21 protein-coding genes are annotated in these 20265 nt (G+C 37.2%); 9 read left to right on the top strand and 12 right to left on the bottom strand.

Annotated features, from left to right (window positions below):
- Positions 1–2 precede the first annotated feature (2 nt).
- The 3 genes from rodA to ACN5L8_RS07120 all read left to right on the top strand — a co-directional run bounded on the left by rodA (position 3) and on the right by ACN5L8_RS07120 (position 2037).
- Positions 3–1115, top strand: a complete 1113-nt coding sequence (gene rodA / locus ACN5L8_RS07130) for a rod shape-determining protein RodA (protein WP_115361782.1) — start codon at positions 3–5, stop codon at positions 1113–1115.
- 64 nt (positions 1116–1179) lie between these two features.
- Positions 1180–1473, top strand: coding sequence for a hypothetical protein (locus ACN5L8_RS07125; protein ID WP_115361780.1), 294 nt, complete (start codon positions 1180–1182; stop codon positions 1471–1473).
- A 78-nt stretch (positions 1474–1551) separates the two neighbouring features.
- Positions 1552–2037 (top strand): MarR family winged helix-turn-helix transcriptional regulator, encoded by a 486-nt coding sequence (locus ACN5L8_RS07120; protein ID WP_419168834.1) that lies wholly within the window; start codon positions 1552–1554, stop codon positions 2035–2037.
- A gap of 6 nt (positions 2038–2043) precedes the next feature.
- Here the strand turns inward: ACN5L8_RS07120 and ACN5L8_RS07115 are convergent, their stop codons facing one another.
- The 7 genes from ACN5L8_RS07115 to ACN5L8_RS07085 form a co-directional block, all read right to left on the bottom strand.
- Positions 2044–2550, bottom strand: a complete 507-nt coding sequence (locus ACN5L8_RS07115; RefSeq protein ID WP_115361776.1) for a rhodanese-like domain-containing protein — start codon at positions 2548–2550, stop codon at positions 2044–2046.
- A gap of 67 nt (positions 2551–2617) precedes the next feature.
- Complete coding sequence (locus tag ACN5L8_RS07110) at positions 2618–3523, bottom strand: hypothetical protein (protein WP_115361774.1); 906 nt, start codon at positions 3521–3523, stop codon at positions 2618–2620.
- Entirely contained in the window at positions 3516–4190 is a 675-nt protein-coding gene (locus ACN5L8_RS07105; protein WP_419172708.1) for a hypothetical protein, read from the bottom strand. The genes ACN5L8_RS07110 and ACN5L8_RS07105 overlap by 8 nt, the downstream gene beginning before the upstream one ends.
- 50 nt (positions 4191–4240) lie before the next feature.
- Complete coding sequence (locus ACN5L8_RS07100) at positions 4241–5551, bottom strand: HD domain-containing protein (RefSeq protein WP_115361770.1); 1311 nt, start codon at positions 5549–5551, stop codon at positions 4241–4243.
- An 18-nt stretch (positions 5552–5569) separates the two neighbouring features.
- The gene (locus tag ACN5L8_RS07095) at positions 5570–5812 is read right to left on the bottom strand and encodes a glutaredoxin family protein (RefSeq protein WP_158536864.1); all 243 of its coding nucleotides are present in this window, start codon (positions 5810–5812) and stop codon (positions 5570–5572) included.
- Between the two features lie 68 nt (positions 5813–5880).
- Positions 5881–6828: a histone protein gene (locus ACN5L8_RS07090; RefSeq protein ID WP_419172707.1), complete on the bottom strand. Its 948-nt coding sequence runs from the start codon at positions 6826–6828 to the stop codon at positions 5881–5883.
- A 124-nt stretch (positions 6829–6952) separates the two neighbouring features.
- Positions 6953–9685 (bottom strand): Tad domain-containing protein, encoded by a 2733-nt coding sequence (locus ACN5L8_RS07085; protein WP_419168832.1) that lies wholly within the window; start codon positions 9683–9685, stop codon positions 6953–6955.
- 385 nt (positions 9686–10070) lie between these two features.
- Here ACN5L8_RS07085 and ACN5L8_RS07080 point away from each other — a divergent pair, with 385 nt between their 5' ends.
- The 3 genes from ACN5L8_RS07080 to ACN5L8_RS07070 all read left to right on the top strand — a co-directional run bounded on the left by ACN5L8_RS07080 (position 10071) and on the right by ACN5L8_RS07070 (position 11962).
- Positions 10071–10496 (top strand): hypothetical protein, encoded by a 426-nt coding sequence (locus ACN5L8_RS07080; protein ID WP_115361762.1) that lies wholly within the window; start codon positions 10071–10073, stop codon positions 10494–10496.
- A 210-nt stretch (positions 10497–10706) separates the two neighbouring features.
- On the top strand, positions 10707–11177 hold the full coding sequence (locus ACN5L8_RS07075; protein WP_115361760.1) for a single-stranded DNA-binding protein: 471 nt from the start codon (positions 10707–10709) through the stop codon (positions 11175–11177).
- Positions 11178–11269: 92 nt separating this feature from the next.
- On the top strand, positions 11270–11962 hold the full coding sequence (locus tag ACN5L8_RS07070) for an ankyrin repeat domain-containing protein (protein WP_115361758.1): 693 nt from the start codon (positions 11270–11272) through the stop codon (positions 11960–11962).
- 49 nt (positions 11963–12011) lie between these two features.
- Here ACN5L8_RS07070 and secG read toward each other — a convergent pair whose 3' ends face one another.
- Complete coding sequence (gene secG / locus ACN5L8_RS07065; protein WP_115361756.1) at positions 12012–12356, bottom strand: preprotein translocase subunit SecG; 345 nt, start codon at positions 12354–12356, stop codon at positions 12012–12014.
- Positions 12357–12486: 130 nt separating this feature from the next.
- Entirely contained in the window at positions 12487–13926 is a 1440-nt protein-coding gene (locus ACN5L8_RS07060) for a phospholipase D-like domain-containing protein (protein ID WP_115361754.1), read from the bottom strand.
- Positions 13927–14087: 161 nt separating this feature from the next.
- On the opposite strand from ACN5L8_RS07060, the gene ACN5L8_RS07055 reads away from it, so the two are divergent.
- Both ACN5L8_RS07055 and ACN5L8_RS07050 read left to right on the top strand, forming a co-directional pair.
- Positions 14088–14975, top strand: coding sequence for an endonuclease/exonuclease/phosphatase family protein (locus tag ACN5L8_RS07055; protein WP_115361752.1), 888 nt, complete (start codon positions 14088–14090; stop codon positions 14973–14975).
- Positions 14976–15065: 90 nt separating this feature from the next.
- Positions 15066–16172, top strand: coding sequence for a hypothetical protein (locus ACN5L8_RS07050; RefSeq protein WP_419172706.1), 1107 nt, complete (start codon positions 15066–15068; stop codon positions 16170–16172).
- Between the two features lie 12 nt (positions 16173–16184).
- On the opposite strand, the gene tpiA is transcribed toward ACN5L8_RS07050, so the two are convergent.
- Genes tpiA through gap form a run of 3 tightly spaced genes read right to left on the bottom strand, consistent with a single transcriptional unit; the run spans position 16185 to position 19166 of the window.
- Entirely contained in the window at positions 16185–16910 is a 726-nt protein-coding gene (gene tpiA / locus ACN5L8_RS07045; protein ID WP_115361748.1) for a triose-phosphate isomerase, read from the bottom strand.
- Between the two features lie 24 nt (positions 16911–16934).
- Positions 16935–18131, bottom strand: coding sequence for a phosphoglycerate kinase (locus ACN5L8_RS07040; RefSeq protein WP_120404196.1), 1197 nt, complete (start codon positions 18129–18131; stop codon positions 16935–16937).
- Between the two features lie 15 nt (positions 18132–18146).
- Positions 18147–19166, bottom strand: a complete 1020-nt coding sequence (gene gap, locus ACN5L8_RS07035) for a type I glyceraldehyde-3-phosphate dehydrogenase (RefSeq protein WP_115361743.1) — start codon at positions 19164–19166, stop codon at positions 18147–18149.
- Positions 19167–19317: 151 nt separating this feature from the next.
- Here gap and ACN5L8_RS07030 point away from each other — a divergent pair, with 151 nt between their 5' ends.
- The gene (locus ACN5L8_RS07030; protein WP_419172705.1) at positions 19318–20226 is read left to right on the top strand and encodes a hypothetical protein; all 909 of its coding nucleotides are present in this window, start codon (positions 19318–19320) and stop codon (positions 20224–20226) included.
- The last annotated feature ends 39 nt before the right edge of the window (positions 20227–20265 follow it).

The following is a 20265-nucleotide window of genomic DNA, read 5'->3' as shown; positions in this document are numbered from 1 at the left end:
TAATGGATTTATCTAATATCAAAGAATTTTTTAAAAGATATGACTTCTCATTTTTTCTTTTGAGTTTTGTAATCTTTTTCTTTGGAATTCTAAACCTCTATTCTGCAACTCATGCTTCGGCCAGTACAGCTCATGCAAACTTATTTAAAGTTCAATTAGGTTGGTATGCACTTTCAATTGTTGTTGCCTTTGTTATTAGCTTTATTAATCCACAAAATCTATATCGTTTCGCTTGGCCGATCTATTTATTTAATATTCTCTTATTAGTCTTAGTACTAGTTCTTGGTCATAAGGGAATGGGGGCAAGACGATGGCTATTAATAGGGCCTATTAGAATTCAGCCTTCAGAATTTATGAAGATTTCAGTGATCTTTATTTTGGCCCGTTATTTTAGAAATTACGCTCCTGATATTGAACTCGGATTAAAGGATCTTATTAAACCTGCAATCCTTGCCATTATTCCGACCATTCTAATTGTTGTGGAGCCAGACCTTGGAACAGGACTTCTTGTTCTTCTTATATTTGCAACAATGGTTTTCTTTAGAAAACTCAAATGGAAAACACTTCTTATCTTGGGACTTGTTGGAGTTCTTAGTGGGGGAGTGATGTATCAATTTGGATTAAAAGAGTACCAGCGAAATCGTATTAGAACTTTCTTAAATCCTACGGCCGATGCTAAGGGGACAGGTTACAATGCGATCCAATCAAAGATTGCTATTGGTTCAGGAAAGATATTTGGTAAAGGTTTAAGAAAATCCTCTCAGGCTTCACTTAATTATCTTCCTGAAAATCATACTGACTTCGTTTTCTCAATCTATAATGAAGAACATGGCTTCTTTGGAGCGATACTTCTGATTGGTTTATACCTCTTTCTCTTTTTTCGATTTGTCTGGCTCTCCGTAAATGTCAGTAGGATCTTTGAATCCGTCACCATAATTGGAATTATGAGTATTTTCTTTTGGCACACCTTTATCAATATGGGGATGGTTATGGGATTACTACCGGTTGTAGGTTTACCACTTCCTCTTATGTCATATGGTGGGTCTTCATTATTGACCTTTGGAATATGTATCGGTGTAGCGACTTCAATTTCCAATACGAGAAGGTTTTTCTAAGATCAGCTTCGATTTGGCATTAATCCTGCAACTATATTAAAGAAAGCAGCAATATGGAGCAAAAATGGCAAAGAAGTTGATCAAATTATTTACAGTTGTCTCATTACTTAGCATTTTATCGGGTTCTGTTATGGCCAATTCATTCGGTCATAATGAAGAATTTGAATTATTTGATCGATTGAAAACTGATATGTGGCAGATGGGCCTTGACTTTGAATATGTCCAAACGGCCGATCTTAACTCACCAACCCATGGAATGATGCAAGATGGTGAAATTCAGCAAGAAGTTGCTCAGCAAATGTCTGCTGTAAAATCAGTACCTTATGATCTTATTCATGCCTTTGAAAGATCGTTCTAAAAACGTATTTAAATTTAGTACTAATATTTGACTATGGAGAAATGATCTCGCTACAATATTGCTGTAGCGAGGTATGAAATGAAAAACGTTTCAGCAATTGGTAGTCTCCTTAAGAGAATCTATCGCATTTATAGTAATCATATTTTATCTTATCTTCAGGATAAGGGTTTTACTGATCTAAGACCTAGTTTCCTCGAGATTCTTATTTATACATGTGAAAATGAAGGCCCAACAATTAAAGAGATTGGTGGAGCTTGTGGTTTAAAGAAACAAACAATGACAAGCCATCTCAATGAATTACAAAAACGTGGCTACATTATTCGCAAGTCTTCAGAAGTTGATAAGCGTGAGCAAAGAGTTTATCTGACGGAGTATGGTGAGAAGTTTAAGTTTTCACTTTATGACGTATTAGAGCTAATCGAGAATAATTATTCAAGACGTATTGGTGAAGTTGAACTTGAGCGAATTTTATCGACTCTCGATAATATGCACGACAAGCTTAATAACGTGGAAAGAGATACTCTTGAATCTCGTATCCAATTAAATCTTTCTCTCGATTTCTAGACGTATTTAGGCAACTTTCAAAACAACAGAACCTTGATTTGCTGGCCAAAACTTATAGCCACCAGAGATGTTATTAACGTTGAAGAATCCTTTCTTAACTAGCTTTTCACAAGCTTGTATAGACTTAAGGCCGTCTTCACTAATAACGAGAATTGGTGTTGTCTTATTTGTGATCTCAACATAGCGGTGATCTAATTCTTCGTAAGGAATGTGAATTGCACCTTCTAATTCAATTGGTTTGTCATAACCTTTAGAAGTAATATCAAGAAGAATATAATCCATATCCTTATCTTCATAAATTTCAAGTGCGCGACGAGGTGAGAGATCGTTATATGGAAGTCCCATTAAGATCATATTATCATCAATGAATTCACCATTTTTGACACGAATTAAGTGATTTCTTTGTAATGCAACTGAGAAGTCTAGTTTCTCATCTACCTTTGCAAGGTTACGTTCAATATTAGTAAGCCTTGTATTGATAAAATCTAGCATTTGAAAGTATTTTAAATCCACGAAATCCTCCTCATTCTACCAACCATTTCGGTTAAAAAACCTTAAAGATGAGAGAATGAGGCCGCGGCTAGAAGAGCGGGTAAAAATTTCCGTAATAGATATTCCCAGTAATAACCGTTGTTAAGAAGCATGAAGTGAAGAGAATCGCTCCCTCATAAATTCCATAACCGAGTTCAACATTCAGTTTTTTCTCTTCTGTTTCATCTTTCTTAACCTGAAGGTCATCTTGAATTGAGAAGACCCAAATAAGGCCCTTTCTAATAATTGGAATAATGATAATAGAAAGTAGAATTTTTAAGATTACCTGAATCGTATACCATTTAATATCTTGTAATGAATGGTCTAATGCTGAAGATATAATAATGCATAGGCCTAAAATAAAGCCCATGTAAGAAATTGCAACCGCCAAGCTTTTTTGAACTAGGAGTCGATTAAACGAGAGCTTGGATATGATCTGAAATGTCTTTGAACAAAAGCCGATGAGAACAATGGCAAATAGCCAGAGAAAAACGGTCATAATAAGAGAGCTATTTGAAACCTTAATAACAGTCTTTAGAATATAGGCTAATGAAATAGAATGAGAAAAACAAATGATCGCATAAGCATAGTTCTTACGCCTTAAAACTTCATCTGCGTATTCAAAGTTGTACAAAACAATACTCTCTAAAATATATAGAGAAGCAAGGTAGAGAATGATGACCATAATCGATTCAAGAAATAATTGTCCAAGAGCGAAGTAAACTCCATCAGATACATTAATGACAATATTTGAATAGATAATTCCAATACCGATGATTCGACCAAAGAGATGTATAGTATCTGTTGAATTTTTAGATGGAGCAAATTTCTTAAGAATTTGATGCTTTATTGAAGGATAGAGAATAAGGTGCGCTTGCTTATAAATATAAACAATAAAGCAAATAAGGAGCGCAAATATAACTCGAATAATTAATTTATCATAAAGCTCATTCATTCTTGAGGTCCCATTTAGGTATTTTGGTATATTTCTTTAAAATATCTTTGAAGTTAGTTTCTCTTTTGACATTCTTCTTTAACTTGTAATTTTCTTGAGTCACTTTTCCATCTGTTCCAAACTCATCATTTAGTCCGTAGAAAGGAGTATCAAGTTTTTCTAAAGCTATCATTTTTCGATAGAAGCTGTAAGTTGGTGTAAAGTCTCCCCAGCGAAAGATCATTGGAAAGTTTTTGTATGTTCGATGAAAGCGCCATACTTTTTGACCAGAGGCTGAAGTTCTCCATGTACCATATGCAGGGGAACCAATGTAGATTGAACCAGGAGGTAGGGGAACTGTTGAGATTTCACCGTTTTCAAATCTTCTAAAAAGAGACATCCCAATATTTTTCTTATTCTCAAGATGAAAGTCTCTTGAGATTCTAATATTGTATCTTTGTGGTGCTTTAAAGGCGTGAATGATTTGATATTGATGATAATAAGTTTTAATTAGTGCACCAGTAGAGAACTCTTTTTCAAGAATTACTGAAATAGGGGAGCCTTTAAAAATAGAGGCAAAAGCATTTGCATTCGGAATATAGATTGTCTTCTTCTCAGAGGGCGAGAAGCTCTTAGAGATTCCTAAATAGAGCAAAATTAATAGCACATAAAGTGAAAACTTATTCATATCCTCTTATTATAGACGAGGATGAAGAGTTAAGTAAAAACTTTCAAAGATTAATTTGCAGAAATTATTTTATTAATTTCGTCTAAATTAGCTTTGCTTAGCATCCCAAGGTCACAGTGGAGGCGATTAATAGCATGTGACTTTTGAAATTTGTGGAAAAGATCCGTCGCTTCATTGATATCGAAGTATTCTGTACGTCCACCCATTTTTGAATTTCTTACTACTTTCATCGTGTATTCGTTATTATTTGGCTTATCTGCTGCATAATACTTCGATAGACGGCCAGTTGAAGAAGAGCGGATGACTTCAATATTTAAGGATTCTAAGTACTTTTGAACTTCCTCTAATGTCTTTAGTTGTGAACTATTAAAGGATTCAAAAATCTTCTCTGGAGTTTGGTTGTTAACAATGGCCTTCGCGTAAGGATTGTTTGAATGACGAAGAACCTTCATTAGATGGTAATCATCGTGTTCAATATATTTTTCAATATCAGCAGGGATTAAATACTCATATGGTGAAGTTTTAAAATATCTTTGTAGAAGCTTTTCAAGACAAACAGCGCGGTAGTGGAAGTAAACCATAATAAACATGTGGTAGCGGCTTAGTAAGAAGTCATCAAATGTGATTACTGCTCTTTCCGAAATACCTAAGCTTGCTTTTCCATCGATAATAGCTGGTTCGAGATTATCAAGTAACCAGTCAAGATCGTAGGAACCGTAGCTAACTCCGCAGAAGTAGCTATCTCTTAAAAGGTAGTCCATTCGGTCACAATCAAGTTCACTTGAAACAAGTTGATGTAGAAGTGGGAAGTAGCTAATACCATTTATTGTGAAATATTCGTGGTCGCTTGTTTCTCCGCGAATTAAGTCTGCTATATACTTTCTTTCAACGCCAAAAGTCTTTTCAACTTCTCTTAGGCTATGAGCAAGTGAACTATCTGCAATGGCCTTGATAGTGTAGTCTTCGTGTGTTGCTTGACGATCGCTGTTAAGGTCTCTTGCTACAAGGTACTCTTTTGGTATTTTAAGGTCTTTAAGCTTTGGCATAACCACTTCTGTTGAGTGACTTAAAGGGGCATGTCCAATATCATGTAGAAGACATGCTAGCTTAAAAGTTTCTTTGATTCTTAAATGTTCTTTAGTAAGTTCAACGCCTTTGAAAAGACGGTCAAATGACATCTCTCCAACTCTCATTACACCGATTGAGTGAATGAAGCGAGTATGAGTGGCACCTGGAAAAATATATTCAGAAAAGCCAAGTTGTTTAATATTGCGAAGACGTTGAAAAAAGTCTGCACGAATAATTGGTTCTTCTTCTTTTAAAATATGGATTGATCCATGTACCGGGTCTCTAACTTCCATTTGGATTTAACCTCAAGCTTATTTTAGTTTTTCTTTGTTTTGCGTTAACCAGTTGATGATATCTCGCGACTCAAACATTGGTTCTCCATCAATGTATAAGCAAGGAACTGTACGTCGTCCTGTAGTCTTAATATGCCTTTCTAGAGCTGATGTGTCATTCATTATATCGCAATAAGTTAGATTAATATCTAGTTCTTTCACTGCCTGAAGGACAATTTGGCAAAAAGGACATGAGTCGTAATAGTATAGTTCTAGTTTCATAATTTTATCCCAAACAGAAAAAGCGGCCGAAGCCGCTTTTATCATTTTATAATCGATGTAAATAAATCTTAATATAAATCATCTTTATCATCATCAGATGTTTCTAGGCCAAGTGCATAGCGCTCATCTTCATCTAGATCATCTGCTGATACTTCCTCTTCTGGAGAGTCAAAAGCATCGTTATAACCCCAACCAAAACTCATATCATCTTTTTCGTCTTGCTCATCATCTGGGTTATATTCTTCTTGAAGATTTGGGCCTGGATCGTTGTAATTTTCAGCCGCTTCAAGAGCAACGCTTCCTTCAGCTTCCTCAATCGTTTCAACTTTTGCTTCTTCGGCTTCAGCTAGTTTATCTTCAATTTCATATTCTTTAAGTGAATCTGCTAATTGAGCTTCTAGTTCAGCTTTATGCTCAGCTTTGTATTTAGCAATGGCCTCTTCACGAGAAAGTGCTGCTGCCGCTTCTCTTTCTGCTTTTGTTTGTTTTTTCTTTGGAGAAGCTTTTGTTGCTTTTTTAGCAGTCTTTTTCTTCGTCGTTTTCTTCGTAGTTTTCTTTGCTACTTTTTTAGCCGCTTTTTTTGCTACTTTTTTCTTAGCAGCTTTTTTAGCTACTTTCTTTGCAGTTTTTTTCTTTGTAGCTTTTTTAGCTACTTTCTTTGCAGTTTTTTTCTTTGTCGCTTTTTTAGCTACTTTTTTTGCAGTTTTTTTCTTAGTAGCTTTTTTGGCTACTTTCTTTGCAGTTTTTTTCTTAGTAGCTTTTTTGGCTACCTTTTTCTTGGCCGTTTTTTTCTTTGTTGCTTTCTTTGTAGTTTTTTTGGCAACTTTTTTCTTGGCCGTTTTTTTCTTCGTTGCTTTCTTTGCAACTTTTTTCTTTGCTGTTTTTTTCTTTGTCGCTTTCTTAGCTACTTTTTTTGCAGTTTTTTTCTTAGTAGCTTTTTTAGCTACTTTCTTTGCAGTTTTTTTCTTTGTAGCTTTTTTGGCTACCTTTTTCTTGGCCGCTTTCTTCTTTGCCATTATTTACCTCGCGATAAAGTTTTAGAATCGACCCTAGTATATAAAAGAAATTTAAATTTTCGCAAGCTATTTTTGTTGACTTTAGGTCAATAGAGGCCATTTTAAGGGCAAATAGGAAATTTTGTTAAAAGAATAAGTCACTACCAAATTCACTAAGCTGTTCTCTTGGCAGTAGATTGTAAATAGTATCTGCTCCTGTCTTGATATCTTCAGGAGTACGCGGTGTTTCACCTTCTGGTGAAAAGCCCCTTTGAGACTCCAGGTAATTTGAAACATTATTCCCATAGCCGACATCTGTGCTAGAAATCGAGTCGAGACTTATTAACTTTGTAGAGTAGGCATTACGTCGCTGGTTACGGTCACGTCCTGATAGAGGATTTGATGAACGGCCATTATTTTCTGAACCATAATCCTTTCCTGGTGAGTATCCAGTTCTCATTAAATTATTATTGAGGAGTGGCGTTGGACCCTGTGCGTTGTTGTTTTGTCTATATGACGTTATATAGAACAAGCTTGAGCTTCCTCGAAAATTGTTTAAGTACTCACCAATTGTTGTTATTAGAGGAGCGGTATTACAATTATCTTCCGATGGTGGCTGGTCTTCACCTAATATAAAATAGCTAAAGCGAGAGGCGATACTTTGTTTTTGGCAATTTCCAAAAGGTCCACCAATTGTTCCAGTTGAGACATCGCTAGGATCGCCATCTGTATCTTCATTGAAGATGGCCTTTGAAGCGGCAACATAGGCATCTGCTTCTTGAGCAGGAGTTTCTCTTACTTTTTGAGCATAGGCTTGTAGTGCCTTACGATAAACAATAACTGAATCCTTTAGGCCTTCAATATAGCTGTAAAGTACTCCCTTTACATTAGACTGGTCTTTAAAGAGAAGGTTTGCGTGAAATAGCGGAGCGAAATATCCTATCGTTTCATTATCACGGTTAAAGTAGCGATGTGTTGAGTAGTGTTCAGCATCATCATCTGTCTCAAGCTCAAGAAGTGTTGGAACCATATAATTTAGAACGTCATAATTGGTAGGAGATCTTACATTCTTATAACTCTCAATTAGATCCTGAGCTGAAACACCGGCCTGCATCCCAGTATAATTAGGTATATTTCTTCTTAGGTCTTCGTATTGTTGTCTTGTGAAAAGCCCTGCTGTTACTGGCGCTGGACTATTGAGATCTGTATTATATGGGAGGTTTTGAAGCCTTCCATCGTTTGTTGTTTCAGAGTTGAGATTATAAATCATATTAGGAAGAGTGAACTTCGTATCGACATTTGAAGGAACACCACCAATTGCAATATCGGAAGAGCTTACATCTAAGAAGAAATCATTTGAAGCGGGAAGTGGTAGCCCCTGAACTTTGGCCCCATCTTCAAGTCTTGGGTCATTTGTAGTACTAAAGCCCATAATATAATCGGTACTACGTGATCCTCCGCTATTGTCACTTCTTGGAATATTGTAGCTGGACTCAGAATATTCAGAGCCTGGTGCAACTAGTGCTGGCCCTATTCTTCCACCAAAAGGCTTAGCAGCAGCATAAGCGGCCATCTCAATTGGTTTTCCAAATGGGTTTAAAAGACCTGTGTATTGAGCTTTTGCTTTTACTGCATAGTAAGTGACAACACGAGGGTTCTTGTAAAATCCTAGAATATAGCCAGGAACAGGAAAGGCCGTCTTAGTTGAGGCACATGAGGCTTCAGCGGCCGTTCCACTACTATCAGATACACCTAGAGTCGAAAGTGCTTCTGTCGTTGGTGCAAAAGTTGTAAAGAATGTTGAGAAGTTCATCACCATTGGGATGAGGTCAAGATATCTCTTGGCCGAAACAACCGTTTCTCCATTGGTATACGATGCATCGTTTGGAATTAAGAAATTAGATAGGGATTGTGGAGAAGGGTTATAAGTATCTGGTGCTAACTCGTAGAGAACAAATGTATTGGCAAAAGCGGTATTATTTTTAAAAACTCCACCGGAGATATTTTTCATGGCGGCCATATATGCTTTTAGTGGCCGATCATTCATTGGAATCCCCATTGATTGATTTTCATTATTAAGTACTTCCGGGTTAAGACAGCCGGGGGCTCCGCCACCACCACAAATACCTTCTGTTATAGGAGGACGGTTAACAATCATTTCAAGATTTCTCATGCGAAGGGCCAGTTCCATTGATTGAATCCATGAGCCTGTACGATCTGCTGCTGCTATAGGAATATCGTTTTGTGAAACACCCGCAGCAAAAGCATAATTCTTTGCTGCCGAGAAATTATAAGTTGAACGAACCATACAGTTCTTTGCTTTTAAATCAACAAAGGCACTCATCGTCGCTTCAAATTCTTCACTAACGTCAGGAATACCTGCAACATGAAATCGTGGAAGTCCTGGGATCTGATAAATAGTACAAAGGTTTTCATTATTTTCAGAACCGAAGTGAAGACATATTGATGGAATATTATAATGGTCGCCTTGAATACCACTACTGAATCCTGCTCCCGTCTCGTCAAATCGTTTAAGGGCAAAGTTCATCTGGTTTCCACCAGTAGTTTCATGAGTGTTCTCATTGGCCAGTTGACCGAGAACATAATACTTAAACATCCATTCCTTATAAGTATTTCTCATTTCCCAATTGAGGTAGGCGATATTGCTGAGCTGTCTTGCTTGAGCGGCCGCTCCTGACCATGCAGCAGAGTCAACTGCATTTTGCATATTGATCTTTGCTTTTACGAATAATCCAACATTAACCACAAAGGCTATAAATGAGAAAATTGCTACAAGGGTAACACCAAAGAAGACACTAATCTGTCCCTTCCTATTTTTAATTACTTGTGAATGATGCTTATTTTTTGCTTGTGTCATAATGCCTTAATTTTGCTGGTAACTTAATGCTACCGAAAGTGTCGTTTATGCGTCAATTCATATGAACACTTTCTATTTTCAGTTAGTTGCACTGAGTTATCTTGGCATTGAACTTGTATCTATTAAGGGTACCAAGGATATGGTGCCTGATCCCTGGATGTAGAACGTTGGTACAGGCAAGGCTAACCACCTTACTTTGGCCTTTCGGTCATTCTTTAAGTCCTTATTTCAGGGGCTTATCACTACCAGGCCTAGGCTTTGTTCGCTCATGGATGAATAAGGACAAGGCCTGGTACCTTTTTTACCTGCTTATAAATGCTCGTTTATATTGGTAAAATGGGGGAGTCGAAGTTTTTAACTTTGTCACTGCTTAGGAGGGCGACCATTGAAGACATTGAATTCTTTTAATCCATTAGAGTCGAGAACTTATAAGTTTAAGAAAGCTCATATTGAATTCTTCTGTCCTCTTTGTCGCACTCAAAGAGCGGTCGTTACCAATCCACATCTAGATGCAAAGAACTATCTACAGATGTTCATGCTGACAGTTGTGACAACTGCAATTCTTTATCCATTCATGAGTTTTGCTGGAGTCTTCTCTTTCTTTCTTTATTGGGCAGGATTTGAAGCAACTCTTCGCTTAACTTTTAAAAAAGAAATTCCATGCCCTCATTGTGGATTTGACGCTTCTTGGTATAAGAAAGATGTTCGCATTGCAAAGGCAAAGGTAAAAGAGTTTTGGCAGACAAAAGGTGGCCATGGAGAAATCTCTCCTGACAATGTTGACCAAGCTTTTGAAGACATGACTCAATAATATTTAGAATCTCCAATTTATTCGATATCTCATTTCGGGCTCTTGACGCAGCCGTAAGTAATTTTTTATTTGCATTAGCATTTATGACTTCTCAGATAGGTGAAAGTCGTATTATTCTAGTAATGTATTTTAACTAATACACAACCTTGCGGTTATAGCTGAATTCTAAAGGATTGTTTCGGTTATACGCGAAGAAATTGGAGGAACGAAATGAGTGTAAACAAGGTTATCTTAGTAGGACGTTTAGGACAAGATCCTGAGCTTAAGTACACGCCATCTGGAATGGCTGTTTGTAATTTCTCACTTGCAACAGGTGAGTCTTGGACAGACAAGAATGGACAAAAACAAGAAAGAACTGAATGGCACAGAGTTGTTGTTTGGGGAAAACTAGCTGAATTATGTGGTCAATACCTAGCAAAAGGTCGCCAAGCTTATCTTGAAGGTCAACTTCAAACAAGATCTTGGGAAGACAAAGATGGTAACAAGAGATACACAACTGAGATCAACGCTAGAACTGTACAATTCCTAGGTGGAAACGCAAGTGCAGGTCAAGGCGCTTCAATGGGTCAGCAAAATAATAACAACTCTTTTAACCAAGAGCCAAAGCAGCAAGATGATATGAACCAAGGTTATGATATCTCATCAAATGCTTCATTCACTGCTGATGACATCCCATTTTAGAAAATACTAAACATTTTCAATACTTAAGGCCTCCAATCGGAGGCCTTACTATTTTCTAAAGAAATTCTTAATTATTGGCGATAAGTGAGTTGATGAGTCAGTTAAGAATTTTAACATTACTTACTATTTTAGTGTCTTGCGGAAGTCTTGAGCAGTATGGAGACCTACTGCCTTTAAACAAGGTCGAAAGCAATGAGATGCTTTTATCAGAAACTGAAGAAGCAGAATATCGCTATCTTGCAGACCTTTATGGGCTTTCCGAAGAAGAGCTCAGAATTAAAGATGATAAGCCAAAGAGAGTTGTTCAAACCGAAAAAGATTGGGACCTTGAGCAAGTTAATCTAAATGAAATTGAAAATACTTCATTTGTAATCAATGATTATGAAGTTACTTTTGTGGAAGATAAGTTTAAGCATGAGCGTCAGCTTGTTGAGGAAGCTAAGGCATCTGAAGCGAGAAAGTCTCGCGGCATCGCTTCGATTCCAGAAGTAAGCGAAGTTCATAAGAAGAGAAGGCCAGCAAGTCTATTTGCCATGGCCAAAAAATCAACACCAGAGTCGATTCGCTATATTGTGAAGAAGAAAGGTCTTGATGTTAATAAGAAAAATGGTCAAGGGGATACACCTCTTCACATTGCTTTAAAGAATAATCGCTTTGAAAATGTAAGAGCACTTCTTCGACTAAAGGCAGATCCAAATATTCCAGATGCTTCAGGTAAGAGCGTTGCTCAATATGCGCAAGAGATGGAATTAAACTCAATTTTAAAATTAATCAATCGCAGATAAAAAAAGCTCCCATCGGGAGCTTTTCTTTTATATGAATTTCTTTTTGAAATTATTTTGTAGCTGGAGCTTGCTCAGTCTTAGTTTCTTCTGGAGCTGTCGCTGGTGCTTGAGCATCAGAGTTAAGAGGAGCTGCAACTGGCGCTGCTGAATCAAGAAGTGATTTTGTTTCTCCACCTGATTGAATCTTTGCTAGTAGAATACAATTACCTAGGAATAGGATCGTAAGAACAACAGTAACCTTGCTTAAGATATTTCCTTGCTGGCTACCTGTGAAAACGGCTTCTGATGCACCACCTAGAAGTCCTGCCTCAGCACCTTTACCAAACTGAAGTAAAACAGTAACGATAAGAAGGATTGAAATAACACCGTGAAAAATCATTAATCCAGTAACCATAATCTATATTCCTTTAAATATTTTAGACAAATTAACAACAATTTATATCAACTCAACTTGGCCATGACAAGTACTGTCTATGACCAAGTGAGTTATGAAATGATAATTTATTAAAATGAATGAATTTCGACTAGCGAGGGCAACCAGAGAAGACTTGTTTCTCGATATCAAAGAAGTAACAATCTCTTTTACGGTAAGCATCACGGAAGAACGTAGGTGCTGCTTGGTAGACAGCGCTACGAACTTCTTCAATTTCTGGCCAAGTCAGTGACACTGGCATTTTTGTATGAAGATAGATACGCCCATTATATGGTTTTGCTACACGGTCCCAAGCTTCTTTTGTTGGCCTATCGTTTTCGTCGCGGTTAAGTCCCCAAAGATTATCAAATTCACCTTTAAAGTCTTCAAAGAGATTTGAGAAAGTTTCTCCAGAGTAAGTGAACATATTGTCATACTGAGAATGCTCAGCAGTTTCAGATATATTATATGATCCACTCATTAATTTTGTCTTAGAGAAGTCATCTTCGTTATAATCAAAGATCATATACTTGTGGTGGTTTAAGGCCCAATGCCTTGGAGAAGGAGCGTGAGAATAGTACTTAATTCTTACTGGTGGAACCTTACCTTCGTTACCTTCAAGCTCTAACCAATCATTGACAAAATTTGGAACCATCTCTTTTGAGCTTGTTCCACTTTTATATTCCTGGTTATCAGCGACAATCCTTACATCAACTCCACGCTTTACTGCTTCAATTAAAGCATCTGAAACTTCTTCAATGACAAGGTGGTTTACGTTTACAAGAATATTTTCTTGAGCTTCATTAATAAGCTTCAGCATAGCATCGCGAACAAACCACGTTCTCTTTTTATTAACCTTTCTTGAAGAGACACGGTAATAGCGTCCACTTTTGTAGCTCTTTGTTGTCTTGCTATATTCGCTATATTTAAAGTTCATAGAACTTGAAACAAAGCTAGGATTCTCCTGTGCATCAGGATTATTTGTTAGATCAACTAAATCAAGAGCTGGTTGATTATCTTCCTTTGCATCTTTATTTGTATAAAGATCTTTTGAAGAGTTCCAAAGGAATTTGAATTCACGATTTAATGTTTTGATAACAAGGCGTCCTTCTGGACTTGTGTCATTATTGAAAATAAAGTTTTCAGAATAACGTGACTTGGCTCCACCTGAAAGATTGGCACTTGAGTTGAAGGCCCATACATCATCAACAATAGAAAACTTTTCATGCATATTTTTAACTGAAACTTTTACACCACAACCAGCATCTTCAATTGCCGTTGCGTAATCAATTACTCTCGACTTTCGTCTAAGGGCCGGATGGAGAACGACTTTTACATCAACACCAGAAAGACAAGCAACTTCTAGGTTTTTTGCAACAGTTGAGTCAGACCAACTATAGACTGTTAGCCAAACCTTACTCTTAGAGTTTTCAATGGCCTGATAAATTTGATTAAAGGCTTCTTCACCTTGATGAGGTGAGAAAAGGGCCCAGAAGCTTGTACCTGCAAAGATATTCGAGGCGAAAAGTGCAAGGATAATTAGCTTTTTCATGTATTCTCCCTAATTGGTTTCAGCTTTGTGTATCCTAGCTAATATAAGTTGAGAAGGACTCGAGAATATTTTTCAATAAATAAAATTACATAGACGTAAAATCAGCTACTTACTATTAAAATTATTTTGACCATCGGTAATCTCTTATCTACCATTTTTATATGGGAAAACTTAAGAGAGTATGGCCATGGTTGGCCTGTGCGCTTGTTGGTTTAAATATAGCCGCAAGCAGTTTAAAAATCACGACCTTCAATATTCGTTGGTATGGTCTTGGAGGGGAGATTAGTGGTCACCGTGGTGATGAATATCGCGACCCCTTTATTAAAGAGTTTCTCACAACTAAATATATCAATACTGACATTTTTGTTTTTCAAGAAATTATTGATACGGCCCGCTTAGCAGATCTAATGGATGGGCTTGGACATCATTGTGTGACATATAATCACGAGCAATTTAATCATCAACATTTAATGATTTGTTTAAAGAAGACTCTCGATATTGTTCCGGTAAAGGGTGATGATGACTATATTTTTCCTCTTATTGAAAACCGTCCCTTCTTAAGGCCTGCGATTTATGGAAAGGTAATTGATCGCTATTCTAAGAAGCCGCTACTTCACTTAGTTGGCCTTCATTTAAAAGCTGGCCCATACAGTACAAATGTTCGTATGCATCAAGTTGAAACACTTATTAAAAGAATAAAAGAGTTTAAAAATGAAAGTATTCCACTTGTTATAGCAGGTGACTTAAACTCGTATCCAACTTATTCGACAGAGCTTGAAAAATCAGACCTTGAGTTAATTGGAAAGCAGCTCGACTCAATTGGACTTTCAAGAAGAACTAGTGACTACGATTGGACTTATCGTTCAAATACCTCAGGTCATTCATTTGATCACGCCTTTGTTTCAAATCGTTTTAACTCTCGCTATGTTGAAGTCTGGCGCACTTGTGGAAAGAGTATCCCAAATGCAAAGAGGCTAGAGAACCTCTCATGGTATAAGAGATTTATTTCAGATCACTGTCCTGTAAGTTTTCGATTAGACCTGAAATAGAGTAGAAGCTTAAAGGTTAAAAAATATTAACAATTGAAATTAAGTTTTCTTAGGCCTGTGCGTTCATATTTTTGTGATAATTTCTTGGCCATGAAAACTATATTAATTTTGTCACTCTCAGTTTTGACGTTTCTTTCTGCCCAGTTCACATATGCTCAGGAAACAGTACCAAACGTCGTTTTATTAACTTCACTTGAAACCCCAAGAATTTGGTATCGTCCAAAAGATTGGAAAATCGATGGTAAACTAGAAAAGATTTTCAAAAAGCACTTTAGAAGATCTGGTTACAATATCGTCGTAAAACACGCTGTTGACTTTCATCAATTGCGAAGAGAACTTCACAATCCAAATAATATTGCTGTCTTTTGGGCATCTCATGCTGCTGGTACAAATCAGTACACGACGGGCTCAAATAATACGGGAGCAGTTTTAAGTATTAACGGAAAGGATGTTAAGGAGTTATTTAAATCAGTACATCCAAATTTAAGGTTTCTTGGACTTGTTGGTTGCGATGCAGATGGAATCCTTAGAGAAATTTATCGCCAGGGACATTACCGCTACAATCCAAACCTAATGACTCATTCATTTAAAGAAAAGATTGATGCTCGAAAGGGATTAAGGGAATCTCTAAAAGCTTCTGTTGGCTCTCTTGGCTATGCTAAGAAGCGCTTATTCTTCTTAAAAAAGAAGAAAGCTGATCGTTTGATAAACTCGATTCTATTTCGTAGTGACTTCTATGCTTCAGGAGAATACCTGACGGTTAATAAGTACTTTCGATGCGGTAAAGAAGATGGCTTCTATGTAAGCGGAGTGAGAATCTTAGAGAAGGACTCGGCTCCAGTTGCTATTAGAAACAATGAAAGAATTTTAAAAATTCTTCCAGGGGGAAAAGCTGGTGATCGTCAGGAGTTTAATTTCTATCTTCCATATCACCCAGATATTTCACGTCGTGATTTAAAACTACATGTTGATAGCATGATTCATTATTCAGATGATAAGCAATATTTAGGAGAATTTGATTTTAATTCTGAATGGGGAACTGATTGGCGAGTCTTTGCAAAACCTGATGGAGAAATCTTAGGTATAACAAAGAATCTCTACTTACCAAGGGGAACAGTTCCAGGGCATGAAGACTTAGTAACTTATGATGAGCTAAGTTGCAATGATTCAGAAGAAATGAAAGTGAGAGTTTACTAAGCTTTTATCTTACTAAACGTGTAATCCTAAGTAGCTGTCTGCTTTTAAGGCAGCACCACCTACAAGGCCTCCATCAATATCTTTACAAGATAGGAGGTCTTCTACATTTGCTGGCTTAACAGATCCACCGTAGAGAATCGATGTTTTCTCTCCATCAAGAGAGAGGTTTTCATTAATATATTGGCGAATAAATGCATGGGCCTCTTGTGCCTGCTCTGGACTAGCAGTTACACCAGTTCCAATTGCCCAAACTGGCTCATATGCAATAATTATTTTTTCGCTTGAAACTCCAGCTAAACCTTGGGCAAGTTGTGTTGCAAGAACTTCTTCAACTTTTCCAGCTTCTCTTTCTTCTAGTGTTTCACCAATGCAGAAGATAACAAATAGGTCATTTTCAAGAGCTAGCTTTGTTTTCTTATTAAGTGTTTGATCATCTTCTTTAAAAATTGAGCGTCTTTCACTGTGGCCAATAATGACAAACTCTGCACCGATATCTTTTAGTGAAGCAGGTGAGATCTCACCTGTAAAAGCTCCACTATTTTCAGTGGCACAATTTTGAGCACCAATTTTGAAGTCATCTGTATTTTGAAGGCAAATAGGGATGTGGATTGCTTGTGGAGCAATCCATGCTTCGTGACGAAGTTTAGTGCTGTCGATGGCATCAAAGAAGGCGATAACGTCTTGCGTATTTTGATTCATCTTCCAGTTTCCTACGATATACTTCGTTCTCTCAGTCATATTTCATCCCTTATTATTTCTTAGTTATTCAACACCAAATTTTAGAGCACTAATTCCTGGAAGGCTACCTTTCTCAATAAACTCAAGAGAAGCTCCGCCACCAGTTGAAACGTGGCTCATCTTATCAGCAAGTCCTGACTTATTAACTGCGCTTACAGAATCACCACCGCCAACTAGTGTGTAGGCATCTGATTCACTTAAAGCTTTTGCAATGGAAAGTGTTCCACCAGCATAGTCTTCATTTTCGAAAATACCCATTGGGCCATTCCAAAGAATTGTCTTAGCACCTGAAAGTATTTGTGAATATTTAGCTGAAGTTTGCTCTCCGATATCAAGTCCCATAAGATCGTTTGGAATACCAACTTTATCAATTACTTGTGGCTTCCCACCAAATTCAGTTGATCCTAAATGGTCAATTGGTAGAACGATTTTATGTGCTGTTTTTTGTGACAGAATCTTCTTTGCTAGTCTTACGTCTTCATCTGAACAAAGAGATATACCTACTTCATTTCCTTTTGCTTTTAGGAAAGGGTAGGCCATGGCCCCACCAATAAGAAGATTTGATACGTTAGAAAGTAGTCTTTCAATAATTTTAATCTTGTCACTAACTTTTGCACCACCAACGACTGCTACAAAAGGAGTCTCTGGTCTTTCTGTGATCTTTGTTAGGGCCTCGATTTCTTTTTTCATAAGAAGTCCTGCATATGCACGATTCTTAAAGAAAGCATTTATTCCATAAGTTGAAGCGTGTTTTCTGTGAGCAGCACCAAAGGCATCATTGACATAGACGTCTGCATATTCAGAAAGTTTACGTGCAAACTCACGGTCATTTTCAGTTTCTTCTTTATGGAAACGTAGGTTCTCAAGAAGAATAATCTTATTTGAATTAAGACTAAGTAGAGTTTTAATACCGCGATCTAGGCAAGATTCAGTAAGAGTTACTTCTTCTCCGAGCTTATCAGCAAGGTAAGTTGCAACAGGCTCAAGAGAGAATTCTTCATTTCTTTCACCTTTTGGACGGCCTAGGTGAGACATCATAATTAATTTTGAAGCACCTTTTTCTAGGATGACCTTAATTGTTTCAAGAGCATAATCAATTCGAGTTGAATCAGTAATCTCTTTCGTTTCTTTATTCAATGGAACATTGAAGTCAAAGCGGACTAGAACTCTTTTGTCTTTTATTTGTGACTCATCAATGCTGTCAATAAATTGTAATGCCATAGTTTTTCCTAATTCTTAAAGTTGGCTTCCGATGAAATTTGCAAGGTCGATAACACGATTAGAGAAACCAGCTTCGTTGTCATACCAAGTAACAACCTTAACGCTCTTTCCATCAATAACTTTCGTTAGTGAAGCATCAACACATGAAGACTCTCTCATCCCCATATAGTCTACTGATACAAGTGGGTCTGTTTCAAAACCTAGGATACCTTTCATTGAAGTTTCACTCGCTTCTTTTAGAGCAGCGTTTACTTCTTCTTCTGTAACTTCTGATTCTAGATTTACTGTTAAATCAACAAGAGAAACATTTGGAGTTGGAACGCGGATTGCGAAACCGTCTAATTTTCCTTTTAGTTCTGGAATAACAAGACCAACAGCTTTTGCTGCACCTGTTGTTGTTGGAATCATTGAAACAGCTGCTGCACGTGCACGACGAAGGTCAGAGTGTGAAGCATCAAGAATATTTTGATCCCCTGTATATGAGTGAACAGTAGTCATGTGACCATTGATGACACTAAATTTATCGTTAAGAACTTTTGCTACTGGCGATAAGCAATTCGTTGTACAAGAAGCATTTGAAACAACTGTGTGCTTTTCTGGATCGTATGTATTCTCATTGATACCCATTACGATTGTGTTATCAACATCCTTACCTGGACAACATAGGATTACTTTTTTTACAGATCCAGTAACATGTTTCATTAGAGACTTTTGATCCTTAAAAACACCTGTAGCATCAATTACGATATCAACTTTGTCTTGAGTCCAAGGAATCTCACTTGGGTCTCTATATTTGTGAAAAGAAATTTCTTTTCCATTAACATGCATTTTATGTGCTTCATCGACACTTACTTCACCATCAAATCGACCAAAAACTGAGTCGTACTTAATTAAGTGAACGTAGTCGTTGATATCACCTGGAGAATTTACAGCAACGATTTCTAAGTTTTCAATGTTGCGATTAAAAATTTCTCTTAGAACTGTACGACCAATACGGCCCATACCATTGATACCAATTCTGATTTTTCCAGACATACCTGACTCCTGTACTTAATTATTAAAATAAAATTCCCCTGTAATATGCCACAATCAGGAGGGATTGCCTACTGAAAGCACATATTTCTAAGGATATGCGACGTTTTTGCTCACTGCCCAATAAAGTGGTGAGCGCTGTATAATTTTACTAATGCAGACCAATAATCAAAGCACATCAAAACTTATTCACTATAAATCCAAAGCGGATTACGACAAGGGTGTTAAGAACGTCGTCAAAGAAAAAGCTCCTGAGTTAAAAGAGGCCGCTAAGGAAGTGGCAAAGAAAGTAGGTGATATTGCTGAAACTGCTGCTAAGGCATCGATATCTGAGGATGCTGTTGCGTTGGCCTCGGCAGGAAAGAAGCTGGCCGTGGATGCTGTGGCGACGATTGCAAAGTCAGCAGCTGGTGCTCCAGTGAGTAATGGACCTAGTGAGGCCCAAGAACTTAAAGATGCTTTAGATGCAAAATTACCAATAAATAAGCCTGCTATCTATTTCCTAGAAGGGCTTCACCTTTCAACATTGAATTCAAAAGGTGGACTTGAGGATATCGCTAAGTCCCTTTCTGATTCTGAATTTGTTAGTTGGCAAGATGAAGATCAAGTCTTTGAGGAGATTATGAGACGAGGTGATAATGAGCCTATTGTCTTAGTTGGTCACTCACTTGGTGGAGATGCTGTTGTTAATTTAGCAAATCGCCTAAATAGTATTGAAGGTGGATTTCGAAAAGTTGATCTACTCGTGACTCTCGATTCTATAGGCTTTGATAATGATATCATTCCAAATAATGTTGATAAGAATTTAAACTATATCCTTGATCGCTCATTTATTTTTAACGATGGCCCAAATGTCGCGCGTGATCACCAAAAAACTGATGTTGTTAATATTCTTAGGTCAGAAGGCCATACGGAAATTGATGAGGCCAGTGATGTGCACCGTGAGATCTATCAGGAAATCACATCGATTCTAGATCAAAATTTCATGAATAAGAGAAAACGGGAACTTATCTCATTATTTCAAGTATTTCGCTCTCCAGATGTGACTAAAGTCACAACATAACTCTTTTAATATCGTAGCTTTTTACTCGGCCATATGCTA

The organism is Halobacteriovorax sp., assembly GCF_048381875.1.
GTDB classification, from domain to species: Bacteria; Bdellovibrionota; Bacteriovoracia; order Bacteriovoracales; family Bacteriovoracaceae; genus Halobacteriovorax_A; species Halobacteriovorax_A vibrionivorans.
This window is presented reverse-complemented; position numbering and strand designations above follow the sequence as displayed.

Coding starts and splice junctions, on each gene's coding strand:
- tpiA (WP_115361748.1), bottom strand. CDS start 16,910: ATGACTGAGAGAACGAAGTATATCGTAGGAAACTGGAAGATGAATCAA.
- ACN5L8_RS07030 (WP_419172705.1), top strand. CDS start 19,318: ATGCAGACCAATAATCAAAGCACATCAAAACTTATTCACTATAAATCC.
- ACN5L8_RS07075 (WP_115361760.1), top strand. CDS start 10,707: ATGAGTGTAAACAAGGTTATCTTAGTAGGACGTTTAGGACAAGATCCT.
- rodA (WP_115361782.1), top strand. CDS start 3: ATGGATTTATCTAATATCAAAGAATTTTTTAAAAGATATGACTTCTCA.
- ACN5L8_RS07095 (WP_158536864.1), bottom strand. CDS start 5,812: ATGAAACTAGAACTATACTATTACGACTCATGTCCTTTTTGCCAAATT.
- ACN5L8_RS07085 (WP_419168832.1), bottom strand. CDS start 9,685: ATGACACAAGCAAAAAATAAGCATCATTCACAAGTAATTAAAAATAGG.
- ACN5L8_RS07090 (WP_419172707.1), bottom strand. CDS start 6,828: ATGGCAAAGAAGAAAGCGGCCAAGAAAAAGGTAGCCAAAAAAGCTACA.
- ACN5L8_RS07040 (WP_120404196.1), bottom strand. CDS start 18,131: ATGGCATTACAATTTATTGACAGCATTGATGAGTCACAAATAAAAGAC.
- ACN5L8_RS07125 (WP_115361780.1), top strand. CDS start 1,180: ATGGCAAAGAAGTTGATCAAATTATTTACAGTTGTCTCATTACTTAGC.
- gap (WP_115361743.1), bottom strand. CDS start 19,166: ATGTCTGGAAAAATCAGAATTGGTATCAATGGTATGGGCCGTATTGGT.
- ACN5L8_RS07050 (WP_419172706.1), top strand. CDS start 15,066: ATGAAAACTATATTAATTTTGTCACTCTCAGTTTTGACGTTTCTTTCT.
- ACN5L8_RS07055 (WP_115361752.1), top strand. CDS start 14,088: ATGGGAAAACTTAAGAGAGTATGGCCATGGTTGGCCTGTGCGCTTGTT.
- ACN5L8_RS07100 (WP_115361770.1), bottom strand. CDS start 5,551: ATGGAAGTTAGAGACCCGGTACATGGATCAATCCATATTTTAAAAGAA.
- ACN5L8_RS07110 (WP_115361774.1), bottom strand. CDS start 3,523: ATGAATGAGCTTTATGATAAATTAATTATTCGAGTTATATTTGCGCTC.
- ACN5L8_RS07070 (WP_115361758.1), top strand. CDS start 11,270: ATGAGTCAGTTAAGAATTTTAACATTACTTACTATTTTAGTGTCTTGC.
- ACN5L8_RS07120 (WP_419168834.1), top strand. CDS start 1,552: ATGAAAAACGTTTCAGCAATTGGTAGTCTCCTTAAGAGAATCTATCGC.
- ACN5L8_RS07060 (WP_115361754.1), bottom strand. CDS start 13,926: ATGAAAAAGCTAATTATCCTTGCACTTTTCGCCTCGAATATCTTTGCA.
- ACN5L8_RS07105 (WP_419172708.1), bottom strand. CDS start 4,190: ATGAATAAGTTTTCACTTTATGTGCTATTAATTTTGCTCTATTTAGGA.
- secG (WP_115361756.1), bottom strand. CDS start 12,356: ATGGTTACTGGATTAATGATTTTTCACGGTGTTATTTCAATCCTTCTT.